The 15,215-nt window shown below is 72.5% G+C and carries 14 protein-coding genes and 1 pseudogene; 6 read left to right on the plus strand and 9 right to left on the minus strand.

What is annotated here, in order from left to right:
• Positions 1–106: 106 nt before the first annotated feature.
• Positions 107–3,841 (minus strand): vitamin B12-dependent ribonucleotide reductase, encoded by a 3,735-nt coding sequence (locus ACLBXP_RS21685; protein WP_447669891.1) that lies wholly within the window; start codon positions 3,839–3,841, stop codon positions 107–109.
• Here ACLBXP_RS21685 and ACLBXP_RS21690 point away from each other — a divergent pair.
• The 5 genes from ACLBXP_RS21690 to ACLBXP_RS21710 all read left to right on the plus strand — a co-directional run bounded on the left by ACLBXP_RS21690 (position 3,840) and on the right by ACLBXP_RS21710 (position 6,450).
• Positions 3,840–3,968: a hypothetical protein gene (locus ACLBXP_RS21690; protein ID WP_447669892.1), complete on the plus strand. Its 129-nt coding sequence runs from the start codon at positions 3,840–3,842 to the stop codon at positions 3,966–3,968. The two genes, ACLBXP_RS21685 and ACLBXP_RS21690, sit on opposite strands and share 2 nt — an antisense overlap.
• A gap of 366 nt (positions 3,969–4,334) precedes the next feature.
• Complete coding sequence (locus ACLBXP_RS21695; RefSeq protein WP_447669893.1) at positions 4,335–4,661, plus strand: hypothetical protein; 327 nt, start codon at positions 4,335–4,337, stop codon at positions 4,659–4,661.
• On the plus strand, positions 4,658–5,122 hold the full coding sequence (locus tag ACLBXP_RS21700) for a hypothetical protein (protein ID WP_447669894.1): 465 nt from the start codon (positions 4,658–4,660) through the stop codon (positions 5,120–5,122). The genes ACLBXP_RS21695 and ACLBXP_RS21700 overlap by 4 nt, the downstream gene beginning before the upstream one ends.
• A gap of 126 nt (positions 5,123–5,248) precedes the next feature.
• On the plus strand, positions 5,249–5,665 hold the full coding sequence (locus ACLBXP_RS21705) for an NADH:ubiquinone oxidoreductase subunit NDUFA12 (protein ID WP_447669895.1): 417 nt from the start codon (positions 5,249–5,251) through the stop codon (positions 5,663–5,665).
• Between the two features lie 107 nt (positions 5,666–5,772).
• The gene (locus tag ACLBXP_RS21710; protein ID WP_447669896.1) at positions 5,773–6,450 is read left to right on the plus strand and encodes a DUF2155 domain-containing protein; all 678 of its coding nucleotides are present in this window, start codon (positions 5,773–5,775) and stop codon (positions 6,448–6,450) included.
• 35 nt (positions 6,451–6,485) lie between these two features.
• Here ACLBXP_RS21710 and ACLBXP_RS21715 read toward each other — a convergent pair whose 3' ends face one another.
• From ACLBXP_RS21715 to ACLBXP_RS21740, 6 genes are all read right to left on the minus strand, one after another.
• Positions 6,486–7,550, minus strand: coding sequence for a PAS domain-containing protein (locus tag ACLBXP_RS21715; protein WP_447669897.1), 1,065 nt, complete (start codon positions 7,548–7,550; stop codon positions 6,486–6,488).
• Positions 7,551–7,657: 107 nt separating this feature from the next.
• Complete coding sequence (aat, locus tag ACLBXP_RS21720) at positions 7,658–8,323, minus strand: leucyl/phenylalanyl-tRNA--protein transferase (RefSeq protein WP_447669898.1); 666 nt, start codon at positions 8,321–8,323, stop codon at positions 7,658–7,660.
• Positions 8,324–8,391: 68 nt separating this feature from the next.
• Entirely contained in the window at positions 8,392–9,744 is a 1,353-nt protein-coding gene (accC, locus tag ACLBXP_RS21725; protein WP_447669899.1) for an acetyl-CoA carboxylase biotin carboxylase subunit, read from the minus strand.
• 5 nt (positions 9,745–9,749) lie between these two features.
• Positions 9,750–10,229 (minus strand): acetyl-CoA carboxylase biotin carboxyl carrier protein, encoded by a 480-nt coding sequence (gene accB / locus ACLBXP_RS21730; protein ID WP_447669900.1) that lies wholly within the window; start codon positions 10,227–10,229, stop codon positions 9,750–9,752.
• Positions 10,230–10,240: 11 nt separating this feature from the next.
• Positions 10,241–10,744: a type II 3-dehydroquinate dehydratase gene (gene aroQ, locus ACLBXP_RS21735; RefSeq protein ID WP_447669901.1), complete on the minus strand. Its 504-nt coding sequence runs from the start codon at positions 10,742–10,744 to the stop codon at positions 10,241–10,243.
• A 107-nt stretch (positions 10,745–10,851) separates the two neighbouring features.
• Complete coding sequence (locus ACLBXP_RS21740; RefSeq protein WP_447669902.1) at positions 10,852–11,622, minus strand: DsbA family protein; 771 nt, start codon at positions 11,620–11,622, stop codon at positions 10,852–10,854.
• A 283-nt stretch (positions 11,623–11,905) separates the two neighbouring features.
• Between ACLBXP_RS21740 and ACLBXP_RS21745 the strand changes: the two genes are divergently transcribed.
• Complete coding sequence (locus tag ACLBXP_RS21745) at positions 11,906–13,060, plus strand: pyridoxal phosphate-dependent aminotransferase (RefSeq protein WP_447669903.1); 1,155 nt, start codon at positions 11,906–11,908, stop codon at positions 13,058–13,060.
• A gap of 3 nt (positions 13,061–13,063) precedes the next feature.
• On the opposite strand, the gene ACLBXP_RS21750 is transcribed toward ACLBXP_RS21745, so the two are convergent.
• Together ACLBXP_RS21750 and ACLBXP_RS21755 are read right to left on the minus strand one after the other, a co-directional pair.
• Positions 13,064–14,314, minus strand: coding sequence for a methyl-accepting chemotaxis protein (locus ACLBXP_RS21750; protein ID WP_447669904.1), 1,251 nt, complete (start codon positions 14,312–14,314; stop codon positions 13,064–13,066).
• 557 nt (positions 14,315–14,871) lie between these two features.
• Positions 14,872–15,146 (minus strand): annotated as a pseudogene (locus tag ACLBXP_RS21755) (sulfonate ABC transporter substrate-binding protein); the annotation flags it as partial.
• Between the last annotated feature and the right edge of the window lie 69 nt (positions 15,147–15,215).

A 15,215-nucleotide genomic window follows, 5' to 3' on the forward strand; every position in this document is an offset into this window, starting at 1 on the left:
GCCTCGCGACGGAACGGCTCGTGGTATCCGGATAAGCGCCCACGCGTCTCACGGAGCCGTTGGCAGGCTATGCCGCCTGCCAACGGCCCCCTTCAGAGGCCCCGCCTCAGCTGCACCCCGTCGTGCTGCCGCAGGTGTCGCACTTCAGGCAGGTGCCGTTGCGGACCAGCGTGAAGTTCGCGCATTCCGGACATGCCTCGCCGACGTAGCCCTTCATCTTCGCCTCCGCGCGGCGGTCCGCGACGGTGCGCTCGGCCTTTTCGGGCCGGGCGAAGGGCAGGGTGTCGGCGACGCTCTCGGGCGCGGGTTCTGCGAGCATCTCGGCCTGCCCTGCGGGCAGGGCCTCGGCCTTCAGCGCCGTGGCGCCCCGCATGGCGTGGACCACGCCGCCGGCCGGCGCGGCGGGCATCGTTCCGCCCGGGCCGCCCTGGATCAGGGTGAGCCGGTCGGCCGAGCCGCGCAGCAGGCCGCGGGAGACCACGTTCGCCACCGCGGCGCCGGCCTTGCCCTCGTCGCGCCGGTCCTGGCCGACGCCGCCACCCAGCACGGTGTTGCCGATCTCGGACGGGTCGACGTGGGCGAGGTCCATGCGGGCGAGGTAGGAGATCGCGAGCTCGCGGAACACGTAGTCGAGGATCGAGGTCGCGTTCTTGATGGCGTCGTTGCCCTGCACGAAGCCCGCCGGCTCGAAGCGGGTGAAGGTGAAGGCCTCGACGTACTCCTCCAGCGGCACGCCGTACTGCAGGCCCAGCGAGATCGCGATGGCGAAGTTGTTCATCAGGCTCCGGAAGGCGGCGCCCTCCTTGTGCATGTCGATGAAGATCTCGCCGAGGCGCCCGTCGTCGTACTCGCCGGTGCGGAGATACACCTTGTGGCCGCCCACCACCGCCTTCTGCGTGTAGCCCTTGCGCCGGTGCGGCAGCTTCTCGCGGGAGCGGATGCGCTCGACGCGCTCGATCACCCGCTCGACGATCCGCTCCGCGAGCTGCGTCGCCTTGGCGGCGGCCGGCGCCTGGATCACCGCCTCGATCGCGTCGTCCTCGTCCTCCTCGTCGCTGATCAGGGCGGCGTTGAGGGGCTGGGAGAGCTTCGAGCCGTCGCGGTAGAGGGCGTTCGCCTTGAGGGCGAGGCGCCAGGACAGCTTGTAGGCCTCCTTGCAATCCTCGACGGTGGCGTCGTTGGGCATGTTGATGGTCTTGGAGATCGCCCCCGAGATGAAGGGCTGCGCCGCCGCCATCATGCGGATGTGGCTCTCGACCGAGAGGTAGCGCTTGCCGATGCGCCCGCAGGGGTTCGCGCAGTCGAACACCGCGTAGTGCCCGGTCTTCAGGTGCGGCGCGCCCTCCAGCGTCATCGCCCCGCAGACGTGGGTGTTGGCGGCCTCGATGTCCCGCCGGCTGAAGCCGAGGAACGGCAGGAGCTCGAAGGTCGGGTCGGCGAGCCTGTCCGCCGGCACCTTGAGGGCGCCCTTCAGGAAGTCGTCGCCGAGGGTCCAGCGGTTGAACACGAACTTGATGTCGAAGGCCGACTTCAGGCCCGCCTCGACGGCCGCGATCTTCTCGTCCGTGAAGCCCTTGGCGCGCAGGCTGCCGGGGTTGATCGCGGGCGCCTGGCCCATCGAGCCGTGGCCCACCGCGTAGGCCTCGATCTCGGCGATCTCGGATTCGCGGTAGCCGAGGCTGCGCAGCGCGTCCGGCACGGCGCGGTTGATGATCTTGAAGTAGCCGCCGCCGGCGAGCTTCTTGAACTTCACCAGCGCGAAGTCGGGCTCGATGCCGGTGGTGTCGCAATCCATCACGAGGCCGATCGTGCCGGTCGGCGCGATCACGGTGGCCTGGGCGTTGCGGTAGCCGTGCTCCTCGCCGAGCTGCAGGGCCCGGTCCCAGGCCGCCATGGCGTGGGCGCCGAGATCGGCCTGCGGGATGTTGGCGAGGTCGAGCGGCACGGGGTCGATGCTCAGAAACTCGAAGCTCCCGGCCTCGCCGTGGGCGGCGCGGCGGTGGTTGCGGATCACCCGCAGCATCGCGTCGGCGTTCTCGGCGTATTCCGGGAAGGGCCCGAGCTCGGCCGCCATCTCGGCGGAGGTGGCGTAGGCCACGCCCGTCATGATCGCGGTGAGCGCGCCGGCCAGCGCCCGGCCTTCCCGGGAGTCGTAGGGCAGGCCCATGGTCATCAAGAGGCCGCCGATGTTGGCGTAGCCGAGGCCGAGCGTCCGGTAGCGGTAGGACAGCTCGGCGATCTCCTTCGAGGGGAACTGCGCCATCAGCACCGAGATCTCGAGCACCACCGTCCAGAGGCGGTTGAGGTGCTCGTAGGCCTCCACGTCGAAGCGCTTCGTCGTGCGGTCGTAGAGGGTCAGCAGGTTCGTGGAGGCGAGGTTGCAGGCCGTGTCGTCGAGGAACATGTACTCGGAGCACGGGTTCGAGGCCCGGATCCGCCCGCCCGCCGGGCAGGTGTGCCAGTCGTTCATCGTGGTGTTGAAGTGCAGGCCCGGATCCGCCGAGGCCCAGGCGGCCTCGCCGATCCGCTCCCAGAGGTCGCGGGCGGGGATCGTCTTGGCGACCTTGTCGCTGGTGCGCGCCTTGAGGTGCCAGTCCGCCCCCGCGTCCACCGCCCGCAGGAAGTCGTCGGTCAGCGAGACCGAGTTGTTGGAGTTCTGGCCCGCCACCGTCAGGTAGGCCTCCGAATCCCAGTCGGTGTCGAAGACCGGGAACTCGATCTTGGTGAAGCCCTGGCGGGCGAACTGCATCACGCGCTTGATGTAGGCGTCCGGCACCATCGCCTTGCGGGCGGCCCTGACCTCGCGCTTGAGGGCGGGATTGCGCTCGGGGTCGAAGCAGGCGTCGCCTTCGGCCTCGCACTGGGTGCAGGCCTTCATCACGGCGCCGAGGTGCTTGGCGACGACCTTGGAGCCCGTCACCAGCGCGGCGACCTTCTGCTCCTCCTTCACCTTCCAGTCGATGAAGGCCTCGATGTCCGGGTGGTCGATATCGACGATCACCATCTTGGCGGCGCGCCGCGTGGTGCCGCCCGACTTGATGGCGCCGGCCGCCCGGTCGCCGATCTTGAGGAAGCTCATCAGGCCCGACGACTTGCCGCCGCCGCCGAGCTTCTCGTTCTCCCCGCGCAGGGCGGAGAAGTTCGAGCCGGTGCCCGAGCCGTACTTGAACAGGCGCGCCTCGCGGACCCACAGGTCCATGATGCCGCCCTCGTTCACGAGGTCGTCGGCGACCGACTGGATGAAGCAGGCATGCGGCTGCGGGTGCTCGTAGGCCGAGGCCGAGCGGGTCAGCGTGCCGGTCCGGTAGTCGCAGTAATAGTGGCCCTGGCCCGGCCCATCGATGCCGTAGGCCCAGTGCAGGCCGGTGTTGAACCATTGCGGCGAGTTCGGCGCCACCATCTGGCGGGCGAGCATGTAGCGCAGCTCGTCCATGAAGGCCTGCGCGTCGTCCTCCGAGGTGAAGTAGCCGCCCTTCCAGCCCCAGTAGGTCCAGCAGCCGGCAAGGCGATCGAACACCTGCGCGGCCGTGGTCTCCGAGCCGGTGCGGTCCTCCTCGGGCAGCTCGGCCAGCGCGGCCTCGTCCGGCACCGAGCGCCACAGGAAGCTCGGCACGTCGTTCTCCTCGACGCGCTTGAGGCGCGCCGGCACGCCGGCCTTGCGGAAGTACTTCTGGGCCAGCACGTCGCTCGCGACCTGGCTCCAGCTCTCGGGCACCTCGATGCCGTCGAGCCGGAACACCACCGAGCCGTCGGGGTTGCGGATCTCGCTCAGGGTCTTGCGGAAGGCGATCGCCGCATAGGGAGACTGCCCGGCCGTGGTGTAGCGACGCTCGAACCGCATGAAACACACCTCTCCCGACGAGGCGCGATGCGCCTCGGCCCGCGGCACTGCGCGGGGCATGGACCCGTTCCGGGGCAGCGATCCCGCCCGCACGAACGATGCGGCCCGGACCGTGGACATGACGTGAGGATTCCGCGGAGCCCCGCCCATCCCTGAGCCGCCGACCGCCGAACCATGACCCGAACCTTAACGCTCGGGCCCCCTCTGCGTCAACAACTGGTGTGCGCCGGCTATGTTCCTGACTAGATGTTGTGTCCTGAGGGGAAAACCTGTGGATATCTCCGGCGCCCGCGTAAGTGCGCTTTCGGCCTCAGGGATTCACGGCGGAAAATTTTTGCGTCCACAGCCTGAAATTGCGTTGGCCCGCTTGGCTGGCGCGCGCGACCGCGAGAAAACCCCGGCGTTGCGCCCGCGCGACACCTGGGAACCTTCAGCGGAGCGGAATCCTATTGCGTTTTTGGTGATGGGGATCGACCATCGAGCCCTGGGCACGATGCGGGGACGGGTCATGGCCGGCACGGAGATCTCAGGGGATCTGCGCGAGGCGATCGAGGCCGTCGTCCGCGGGGAGCTCGGCCGCTTCGGCGTCGAGCGCGTCGATGTCGCGGCGGTCGAGGACACCTCCGGCGACCCGGCCCTCCTGGTTTCGGTCCATTACGGCGCCCCCGATGCCGAGCCCGATCCGCAGGTCGCGGCCGGCACGATCACGAAGCTCAACGATCGGCTCTTCGCGCTGAAGGAGCGCCGCTTCGCCCACATCGCCCACCGCGTGCCGGAGAGGGCTCCGCGCCTCCGCGCAGCTGGCCACGCGGGGCGATGAGCGACGATCTCCTCGTGACCGCCCGTCGCCTTGCGCGGGCCGGAGCCGGCAAGCCGAAGCAGTCGGATCTCAAGCGGGCGATCAGCACCGCCTACTATGCGCTGTTCCACGGTGTCGCGAAGGACGGGGCGGACCGGCTGGTCGGCGCGGGGCCGAACCGGGCCGCGATCGCCTGGCGCCACGCCTACCGGGCGCTCAACCATGGCGAGGCGCGCAGGGCCTGCGAGAAACTCCGTCCCATGGGGTTTCCCGCCGATCTGATCGTCGTCGGCGATGCCTTCCGCACCTTGCAGGAGCAGCGGCACAATGCCGACTACGATCCGCTGCACCGGGTGACGCGTGCCGACGCCCTCGCCGCGATCGCGACGGCCGACGCGGCGCTGAAGAGCCTGCGTCGGGCGGCTCCGCGGGAGCGGGTCGCCTTCGCGGTGCAACTCCTGCTCAGGCAGCGTCCCGGGTGACACGACACCCCGGGGCGCCCCGCCTGCGACCCGAGCCCGCGCGGCCCGCGGCTGGACAGGAGCGGCGGCCCTCCCCATAACCGCCCACGCGAGGACGGCCGGCAGGGACGGCCGGGAAGGACTGCGATGGCGCTCAAGGACACGCTGCTGCGCATCTTCACGTGGTGGAACGGGCAGACGATGTCGCTCGCCTTCTACACCGCGCGGAACGGGCAGTTCGTCGGCACGGACGAGCTCGGCAACACCTATTACCGGGCTCAGGGGCCGCTCATCGACGCCTCGGTCGGCTCCGAGCGCCGCTGGGTGGTCTACAACGGCTACGCCGACGCCTCGAAAGTGCCGCCCGGCTGGCGCGGCTGGCTCTGCCACAATGTCGACGTCCCGCCGAGCGAGGAGGCCTACAGCCCCCGCGAGTGGCAGAAGCCCCACGTGGAGAACCAGACCGGCTCGCCCGACGCCTACCGGCCGAAGGGCTCGCAGCTCTCCTGGGGGGCGCGCCCGGCCGCCACCGGCGACTACGTGCCCTGGACCCCGGGCGAGTAGGCGCCGCCCTCATTCCACCACCGTTCGGGTGTTGAAGGCCGGGACGTTGGAGACTTCCGGCGCGCCGCGCATCGGCGCCGCGCGCCCGACCGAGAGGGCGTCCCGCCTTGAGCCGCAATCCCGCCCGCGCCCCGCTCCGGTCCGCCGCCCTCGCCGCGGCCGCTCTCCTGAGCGGGCTGACCGCGCTGCCGGCCCAGGCCGACAAGATCAAGAACCCCACCGCAGTGTTCTCGGGCCTCGACAAGATCACCGGCCGCATCGTCTCCTTCGAGGTGGCGGTGGACGAGACGGTGCAGTTCGGCGCCCTGCAGCTCACCCCGCGGGTCTGCTATACGCGACCCCCCACCGAGAGCGCCAAGACCACGGCCTTCCTGGAGGTCGACGAGGTCACCCTCGAGAACAAGTACCGGCGCATCTTCACGGGGTGGATGTTCGCCGCGAGCCCCGGCCTCCACGCCATCGAGCACCCGATCTACGACGTCTGGCTCGTCGACTGTAAGGGCGGCAGCGAGATCACCGTCGAGGCCAAGGAGCAGGAGGACGTGCCCGCGATGGCCGCCAAGCCCGAGGGGCGCAAGCGCGGCAACCGCGGCGACAAGGACCCGACCCGCACGGCCCAGCAGGTCAACTCGGCCGGCCAAGTGGACGTGGAGGCGCCCCGCGGCGTGCCCGTGCAGCCCCGCCAGAAGCCCTCGCGCAAGTTCTTCCCCTCGAACGAGGGCCCGGCGCCGGCCCCCCCGCCGCCGCCCCAGCCGCAGGGGCTGTTCGACGCCCTGTTCCGCTGAGGATCCGGATCGCGGATTCCGACTAGGCCCGCCCGTCAGCCCCGCGCGACGGCGATGACCCCGCTGTCGAGCAGCGCGAAGCGGATTCCGGCCCGCCGCAGCGCGCCCACCGCCGCGTGGTGCGAGCGGCCGAGGACGGCGTCCTCCTCCAGGCGACGGATCGTCGAGAACGAGATGCCGCTCGCCGCCGCGAGGTCCTGCATCGACCAGCCGACGAGTGCCCGCGCGGCCCGCAGGTGGCGTCCCGACACCGCCTGCTCCAGCCCCTGGCGCAGCGCGCCGGACACCGCACCGCCCGCCACCGCGGGGGCGGCCTCGGCCGGCCCGTTGACGATGATCCAGTCCCGGGTGCGGCCCTGCTCGCGCACCGGCACGTAGTAGGCGCGCAGCCGGCGGGCGCCGCCCTCCGCCAGGACGATGCTCGGCGTCACGACGAAGGGCCTGTCGGCGGCGATCAGGGCGCCGAACGTGTCGTGCCAGTGCCGGCGCTCCGGGGGCACGATGGCCTGCGCGATGTCCTCGGTGAGGTCCAGGCGAGGGCGGCCGGTGAGCTCGACCAGCTCGGGGCTGGGCTGGAACCGGATCAGGTCGGCGGGCGCGAAGGACTGCGCCGTGAACCAAGTCTGGGTCGCCTCGAACAGCGCGCGGCGGGCCCTCGCCTCCGCCTGGCGGACCCGCGCGAGCCCTTCCGTCTCCGTGACGTCGAGGAGGGTGCCCGCCGCGGCCCGGGGCCGTCCGTCCGGCGCGACGTAGAGCTCCGTCCGGCTGGACAGGAGCCGCTGCGACCCGTCGGGGCGGAGGACGCGCACGACGGTCTGGCTCCCGAGCGGCTCGCCCTGGCGGATCTGCTGGGGGCTGTCGAGAACGGCGCGGTCCTGCGGATGGAGGCGGGTGAGCAGCGCCTGGTAGCTCGGCACCACGTCGCCCGGCTCCAGCCCGAGGAGCTGGTACAGGCCGAGGGACCAGGTCTGCTCGTCCGACGCGAAGGTCCAGCTCCAGGTGCCGATCAGGCCGAGCCCCTCGATCAGGCGCAGCGAGGCCTGCGACGAGAAGGCGATACCGGCTCCGTCGAGCAGGGAGCCAGCGGTTCGTGGGCTCACGCAACGGCCTCCGCTTGCCGGTACGGCTCCGGACCGACGGGTGACGGACTGTCCTCGACGCATACCGGAAGTCGTCGCGGCGATCCAATCGAGCCCGGGCCCGCCCGTCAGGGCGCGGCGCCCAGGGCTTCGAGCGCCTCGGCCCCCGAGGCGGGGCGGGGCCAGGCCGCCCAGTCCCCCCGGTGCCCCAGGGCGTCGGCCAGCAGCCGCTTGTAGACGTGGCGCGGCACCTCGCGGGCGCCGAACTGGGCGAGGTGCTCCGTGACGAACTGGGTGTCGGCGAGGCGGTAGCCGCCGCGCCGCAGCCGGGCCATCAGGTGCACGAGGGCGACCTTCGAGGCGTCGCGGACCTCGTGGAACATGCTCTCGCCGAAGAAGGCCGCGCCGAGGGAGACGCCGTAGAGCCCGCCGACGAGCCGCCCCTCGGCGTAGACCTCCACCGTGTGGGCGTGGCCCTGGTCGAACAGGGCGCCGTAGAGGTCGCGGATGCGGCCGTTGATCCAGGTGCGCTCGCTGTCCCGCCGGGGCGCCGCGCAGCCCGCGATCACGCCGTCGAAGTCGGTGTCGCTGCGGACCTCGAAGGCGTCGGAGCGGACGGTGCGGGCGAGGCGGCGCGAGACCTTGAACCCGTCGAGCGGCAGCAGGCCGCGGGCCCGGGGCTCCACCCAGTAGAGGGTGGGGTCGCTGGCGTCCTCCGCCATCGGAAAGATGCCCGCGGCGTAGGCCTTGAGCAGGATCTCCGGGGTGATCTCCACGCGGGCGCCATCGTGCATGATCCGACAAATCTGGCCCGGCCCGGGTCGGAACGCCAGGGGCCGGGCCGACGAAACGCCGGTGCCCGTCAGGCCTCCAGGCCCTCGGTCTCCAGGAAGTGCTCCAGCCAGTGGATGTCGTAGAGGCCGTTCTGGACGTCGGCGTTGCGCACCAGCGTCCGGAACAGGGGCAGCGTGGTGTCCACCCCGTCCACCACGAACTCGTCGAGCGCCCGGCGCAGCCGCATCAGGCACTCGTTGCGGGTGCGCCCGTGCACGATCAGCTTGCCGATGAGCGAGTCGTAGTTCGGCGGGATGCGGTAGCCCTGGAAGGCGGCGGAATCGACGCGCACGCCGAGGCCGCCCGGGGGGTGGTAGTAGGTGATCTGCCCGGGCGAGGGCCGGAAGGTCGCCGGGTGCTCGGCGTTGATGCGGCACTCGATGGCGTGGCCCTCGACCCGGATGTCCGCCTGCGTCACCGACAGGGTGCCGCCCGCCGCGACCCGGATCTGCTCGTTCACGAGGTCGATGCCGGTGATCATCTCGGTGACGGGATGCTCCACCTGGATGCGGGTGTTCATCTCGATGAAGTAGAACCGCCCGTCCTCGTAGAGGAACTCGACGGTGCCGGCGCCGAGGTAGCCGAGCTCCTTCATGGCGTTGGCGCAGATGCCGCCGATCTCGGCCCGCATCGCCTCGTTGAGGGCCGGCGAGCCGCCCTCCTCCCAGACCTTCTGGTGGCGCCGCTGCAGGGAGCAGTCGCGCTCGGCGAGGTGGACGGCTCCGCCCCGGCCGTCGCCGAGCACCTGCACCTCGATGTGGCGCGGCTTCTCCAGGTACTTCTCGAGGTAGACGGCATCGTCCCCGAAGGCCGCCTTGGCCTCGGTGCGGGCGAGGCTCACCGCCTGCTCCAGCTCGGCCTCGGAGCGGGCCACCTTCATGCCGCGCCCGCCGCCGCCCGAGGCCGCCTTGACGAGGACCGGATAGCCGATCTCGGCCGCGACGCGCCTCGCCTCGTCGGCGTCCTCGATGCCGCCCTCCGAGCCCGGCACGCAGGGGATGCCGAGGCGCTTGGCGGTGCGCTTCGCCTCGATCTTGTCGCCCATCACGCGGATGTGCTCCGCCTTCGGACCGATGAAGCCGATGTTGTGGTGGGCGAGCACCTCGGCGAAGCGGGCGTTCTCCGAGAGGAAGCCGTAGCCCGGATGCACCGCGTCGGCGCCGGTGATCTCGCAGGCGGCGATGATCGAGGGGATGTTGAGGTAGCTCTCGCGGGCGGCGGGGGGGCCGATGCAGACGCTCTCGTCGGCGAGGCGCACGTGCATGGCGTCCGCATCCGCCGTGGAATGGACCGCCACGGTCGCGATCCCGAGCTCCTTGGCGGCCCGCAGGATGCGCAGCGCGATCTCGCCGCGGTTGGCGATCAGGATCTTGTCGAACATCGCGCTCACTCGATCACGAGGAGCGGCTCGCCGTATTCGACCGGCTGCCCGTCCTCGACGAAGATCGCCGTCACGGTGCCGGCGCGGGGCGCCACGATCTCGTTGAAGGTCTTCATCGCCTCGACGAGGAGCACCTTGTCGCCGGCCGCGACCTGGGAGCCGATGTCCACGAAGGCCTTGGCGTCCGGCGAGGGCCGCAGGTAGGCGGTGCCGACCATGGGGGAGGGGACCGCGCCGGGGTGGCCGGCGCCCGCCTTCGCGGCGGGGGCCGCCCCCGGCATCGCGACGGGCGCCACCGGGGCGGGGGCCGCCACGGCCGCGACGGGGGCGGGCCCCGCGACCTGGACGGTCACGGGCTCGATCCGGCGGACGACGCGGATGCGCAGGTCCCCCTTCTCGACCTCGATCTCGGAGAGGCCGGTCTCGGTGACCAGCAGGGCGAGTTCGCGCACGAGCTCGGGGTCGATGGGTTCGTGCTTGGGCATCGGATCCGTCTTCACGCAGGCGATTTCTTCTTGCGGGCGATTCTGGGCGTCTCGACGACCTTGAGGGCGACGCTGTCGCGCGCGGCCATCAGGTCGGCGAGGGCGTCGAACCCGAGGGCGTAGCTCCGGGGGCCGAAGCCGCAGATCACGCCCGCGCAGACCGGGGCGATCAGCGAGACGTGCCGGAAGGCCTCGCGGGCATGGACGTTCGAGAGGTGGATCTCGACGGCGAGCGCCCCCGAGCCGCTGATCGCGTCCCGCAGGGCGACCGAGGTGTGGGTGTAGGCGGCCGCGTTGATGAGGATGCCGGCGCCCGACAGCCCCGCCTCCTGCACGAAGCCCACCAGCTCGCCCTCGGCGTTGGTCTGCCGGAACGACAGCTCCAGGCCGCGCCGCCCGGCGCGGGCCCGCAGGTCGGCCTCGATGTCGGCGAGCGTCGCGGTTCCGTAGATCCCGGGCTCGCGCCGACCGAGGAGGTTGAGGTTCGGCCCGTTGAGGACGTGGATCGCGTGCATGGCACCGGAGCATGGAGCGCCCGGCCGGAGCCGGGCCCGTGAGGGGCCGCTCTTAGACGAAGCGCGCCGGGCGCGACAAGAGCGCGCGCCTCAGCCGCCGGGCGTCCTCAGCAGGAGGCATGGCCGCACTGGCGCACGTCGCCGATGGTCTTGCGGATCGGGTCGACGCCGACGGCGCCCGGGATGATCTCGTCGCCGACGATGAAGGCCGGGGTGCCGGAGAGCCCGAGCTTGTCGCCGAGGCCGCGGTTCTCGGCGAGCGCTGCCTTCACCTCGGGGCCCTGCGCGTCCTTCTGCAGCTTGGCGGTGTCGAGGCCCATGTCCTTGGCGACCTGGAGCGCCTTGGCGCCGTTCACCCGGCCCTTCGACTCCAGCAGCTTCTGGTGGAACTCGAACAGCTTGTCGCCCTTGAGCTGCTGCTTGGCCGCTACCGCGATCTGGCTCGCCTCCAGCGATTCCGGGCCGAGGACGGGGAAGTCCTTGATCACGACGCGCAGCTTCGGGTCGCCCTTGATGAGCGCCTGCACGTCGCCCAGCGCCTTGCGGCAGTAGCCGCAATTGTAGTCGAAGAACTCGACCAGGGTGATGTCCCCCTGCGGGTTGCCGGCGACCACGTCGTGCGGGCCGTTGACGAGGGCCTCGTGCGATTCCTTGAGCGCTGCGGCTTGGGCGAGGCGCTGCGTCTCGAGCTGCCGCTTCTCGCCCTCGGCGATGGCCTCCTGCAGGACGTCCGGGTTCTTCACCAGGTAGTCCTTGATGATGGCCTCGATGGCCTGGCGCTGCGCGTCCGTGAACGGCGCCGCCGGCTGCTGCGCCAGCGCCGGCCCCCCGAGGGCGAGGCCGAGGGCCAGGATCGAGATCGGGCGAAACAGGGGCATGCGTCCTCGCGGGGCGCGCGGGGGAGCCGGAGGGGGCTGGCGCGCAGGAAGATTCGGTTATTCGCCGGGTTAGGCGTTTTCGCGGCGCCCGGTCAAATGGCGCCGGCCGGTCGAATCCGCGCATCCGGGCCGCGTTCGACCCGCGCGGGGGCGGCGTGCTAACGAGCCGCCATTCCTCCGGACGTCCCGCGCCCGTCCCTTGCGGCCCCGCGCGGGGCCGGGCCTCCTCCGGACCCTCCAGTGGCCTCCAGGGGCCTCGCCGGCCCCGAACGGACCAACGCCGATGATCGCCATCTCCCGCCGCGCCGCCGCCGTCGCGCCGTTCCTCGCCATGGACGTGATGGCGGCCGCCTCCGCCCGCGAGCGGCGCGGGGAGGGGGTGGTGCGCATGGAGGTCGGCCAGCCCTCGGCGCCCGCCCCCCGCCCGGTGATCGAGGCGGCCCAGCGCGCCCTCGCGGGGGGTCGGGTGCCCTACACCGAGGCGCTCGGCCTGCCGGCGCTCCGCGAGCGCATCGCGCAGGATTACCGCGCCCGCCACGGGGTCTCGGTCGCGCCCGAGCGGGTGGTGATCACCACGGGCTCGTCGGCGGGGTTCGTGCTGGCCTTCATGAGCCTGTTCGACGCGGGCGCCCGGGTGGGGGTGCCGCAGCCCGGCTACCCGGCCTACCGCAGCATCCTGCACGCCCTCGACCTCGTGCCCGCCCCGATGGTGCTGCGGGCCGAGGACCGCTTCGCGCCGACCGCCGCGCTGCTGCGGGCGACCCACGCGGCCGAGGCGCTGGCGGGCGTGCTGGTGATGAGCCCCGCCAACCCCTCCGGCACGGTGATCGTGCCCGAGCGCCTGGGCGAGCTCTGCGGGGCCGCCCGGGACCTCGGCCTGCCCTTCATCTCGGACGAGATCTACCACGGCCTCAGCTACGGCGTGCCGACCGCGACGGCGCTCCGCTACGACCCCGGGGCGATCGTGATCAACTCCTTCTCCAAGTACCACTGCATGACCGGCTGGCGGATCGGCTGGATGGTGGTGCCCGAGCACCTCGTGCGCCCGGTCGAGCGGCTCGCCCAGAACCTCTACATCTCGGCGCCCTACCTCTCGCAGGTGGCCGCGCTCGCGGCCTTCGACGCCACCGAGGAGCTCGACGCCGTGCGCGACGGCTACGCGCGCAACCGCGCCATCCTGCTCGACGCCCTGCCGGGCCTCGGCCTCGGGCGCACCCACCCGGCGGACGGGGCCTTCTACCTCTACGCGGACGTGGCCGGGCTCACGAACGACGCCGTCGCCTTCTGCCGCCGGATGCTCGACGAGGCCGGCGTGGCGGCCACGCCCGGCCTCGACTTCGACCCCGACGCGGGGAGCCACCACGTGCGCTTCTCCTTCGCGGGCTCTGAGGCCGAGTGCCGCGAGGCCGTCGCCCGCCTGTCGACCTGGCTCGGCTGAGGCTCAGGCCGCCGCGGCGACGCACTCCGAGAGCTCGGCCGTCGCGGCCTCGAAGGCCATGAAGGCCGGGGTCGCCGCCTCCCAGTCCGCCGCCCGGATGCGGGCGACGAGGTCGTCCGCGTGCCGCCGCGCCGCGTCGAGCGCTGCCCGGACCGGGGCCGGCCAGGCGGGATCGGCCTCGGGACCTGCGCCGGCGGCCGGCACGGCCGCCTCGAGCCCGACCAGCATCGTGGCGAGGCGCCGCCGCCACGCCGCGCACTCGGCCGGCAGGCCGAGCAGGCGCTCGGCCGTGCCCGTCGCGGGCAGGAGGCTGCGGCTCAGGGCCTCGAGGCCGGTGAGGCTGCCGATGGCGTCTGCGATCTCGGCGCGGGCCTTCTCGGAGCCGGCGGCGATGCGGGCGACGCTCGTGGAGATCTCGCTCGTCGCGTCGAGCTGGCGGTCCATCACCTCGGCCATGGCCCGCATCTCGGCGGCGGCCGTCGCCACGGTGGCGCTCTCCGCCTCGACGCGGGCGCAGGCCCGCACGATCACCTCGGCTCCCGCCGCCACCGCGCCCCGGCTGTGGGCCACCGCGCCCTGCATGCCGGACAGCTCGCCGTGCAGCGCGCCGATGCGGTTGCGGATCTCCTCGGTGGCCCGGGCCGTCTGGGCCGAGAGGGCCTTCACCTCGCCGGCGACGACCGCGAAGCCGCGGCCGGCCTCGCCGGCGCGGGCCGCCTCGATGGTGGCGTTGAGCGCCAGCAGGTTCGTCTGCGCCGAGATGGCCGCGATGGCGCTCGCCATCTCCTCGATCCGCCGCGCGGCCGCCGAGAACCCGTCGAGGCAGCCGTCGATCTCCGCCGTGCGCGCCGCGATCGCGCGGATCCGCTCCTCGGCCTCCCGCATGTCGCCCGCACAGGCGGCGATGCCCTGGCGCGCCCGCTCGGCGGTGTCGGCCGAGGACCGGGAGCGGGCGGCGATCTCGCCCGTGGAGGTCGCGACTTCCTCGGTGGCCGCCGCGATCACGCGGGCCTGATCCGCCACCTGCGCGGCGTCGTGGGTGATCCAGACGATCGAGGTCCCGGCCTCGGAGGCCGCGGCGGACAGCTTCGCCTGCGCCCGCAGGCGGTCCGGATCGGCCTGGGCCGCCGGAAATGAGGTCTCGGAAGCGGGCGCAGGGCCTTGAGCAAGGCCGGGCGGAGCGTCAGGCTCTGAAATCGTCGCGGGTGCTATAGCCGAGGCTACAACTCTGGATTTATTCAATCGTCCGAACATCTCGACCCAATCCCGAATCCGAAGATCCTGAGCCGAAAAAGTCAATCTTCAGTAAAGCATTAGTTTCCGCGACAGTACGGGCGGTCCGGCTCGCCCCGGACGACCGGGGCGAACCGAAGGGCGGGCCTGCGCCCGCCGGATCCTCAATCGCCGGTCAGAGCCGCCTTGGTGCGGGACCACCAGCCGGCCCGCTTCGGGCGGTCGGGGTCGGAGGGCGGGGTCAGGACCACCGCGACCGGCTCGGGCGCGGGGGTCACGGCCTGCGGCGCGCTCACCTCGGCCACGGCCTCCGCGGAGACCGGAAGCTCGACGGCGGTCTCGGCCGGGGCCGGGGCGCGGGGCTCGTCCGCGAGGGCGGCGCTCACCTGCTCGGCGCTCACCGGCTCCTCGGCCGACAGGGCCGCGGCCTCGGCGTCCGCGAAGGCCGGCTCCCCGTTCGCCTCGTCCGCGTCGGACTCGTCCGAGACGGTGGTGGCGTCCTCGTCGCGACCACGGCCCTCCGCGCGGCCGCGGCCGCCCCGGCGGCCCCGGCGGCGGCGGCGGGCCGTGCCCTCGCCGTCCTCGCGGGCCTCGGCGGCCGCGGGCTGGCGCGCCTCGCCGGCCGAGCCGAGGTCGATGGCCCCGGCGTTGAGGGCTTCGAGGAGGGGCGGTCCGGAGGGGAACCCCGCCCAGCTCACCCGGTAGCCGAGCGGCTTCAGCCGCTGCTCCAGGAGGCCCTTGCCCTTGAGGAGCACCAGGGTGCCGTACTTCTGGTAGCCGATCCGCAGGTGGCCGGGCTCGGCCGCCCGCACCGGCCGGCGGCGAGCGCGTCCGCCCCGAGGGCGCCGGCCAGCACCGCGCGGCGGCTCGGCACGGCGGAGGGGAGAAGGGACGCGGCACGGGCGCGAGGATGGGTCGGGTC

Source organism: Methylobacterium sp. A54F, from assembly GCF_053346035.1.

Excerpts from the sequence above, each read along its gene's own strand:
- ACLBXP_RS21690 (WP_447669892.1), top strand. The coding sequence starts at position 3,840 with ATGAAACACACCTCTCCCGACGAGGCGCGATGCGCCTCGGCCCGCGGC.
- ACLBXP_RS21685 (WP_447669891.1), bottom strand. The coding sequence starts at position 3,841 with ATGCGGTTCGAGCGTCGCTACACCACGGCCGGGCAGTCTCCCTATGCG.
- ACLBXP_RS21695 (WP_447669893.1), top strand. The coding sequence starts at position 4,335 with ATGCGGGGACGGGTCATGGCCGGCACGGAGATCTCAGGGGATCTGCGC.
- ACLBXP_RS21700 (WP_447669894.1), top strand. The coding sequence starts at position 4,658 with ATGAGCGACGATCTCCTCGTGACCGCCCGTCGCCTTGCGCGGGCCGGA.
- ACLBXP_RS21705 (WP_447669895.1), top strand. The coding sequence starts at position 5,249 with ATGGCGCTCAAGGACACGCTGCTGCGCATCTTCACGTGGTGGAACGGG.
- aat (WP_447669898.1), bottom strand. The coding sequence starts at position 8,323 with ATGCACGATGGCGCCCGCGTGGAGATCACCCCGGAGATCCTGCTCAAG.
- accC (WP_447669899.1), bottom strand. The coding sequence starts at position 9,744 with ATGTTCGACAAGATCCTGATCGCCAACCGCGGCGAGATCGCGCTGCGC.
- accB (WP_447669900.1), bottom strand. The coding sequence starts at position 10,229 with ATGCCCAAGCACGAACCCATCGACCCCGAGCTCGTGCGCGAACTCGCC.
- aroQ (WP_447669901.1), bottom strand. The coding sequence starts at position 10,744 with ATGCACGCGATCCACGTCCTCAACGGGCCGAACCTCAACCTCCTCGGT.
- ACLBXP_RS21740 (WP_447669902.1), bottom strand. The coding sequence starts at position 11,622 with ATGCCCCTGTTTCGCCCGATCTCGATCCTGGCCCTCGGCCTCGCCCTC.
- ACLBXP_RS21745 (WP_447669903.1), top strand. The coding sequence starts at position 11,906 with ATGATCGCCATCTCCCGCCGCGCCGCCGCCGTCGCGCCGTTCCTCGCC.
- ACLBXP_RS21750 (WP_447669904.1), bottom strand. The coding sequence starts at position 14,314 with ATGTTCGGACGATTGAATAAATCCAGAGTTGTAGCCTCGGCTATAGCA.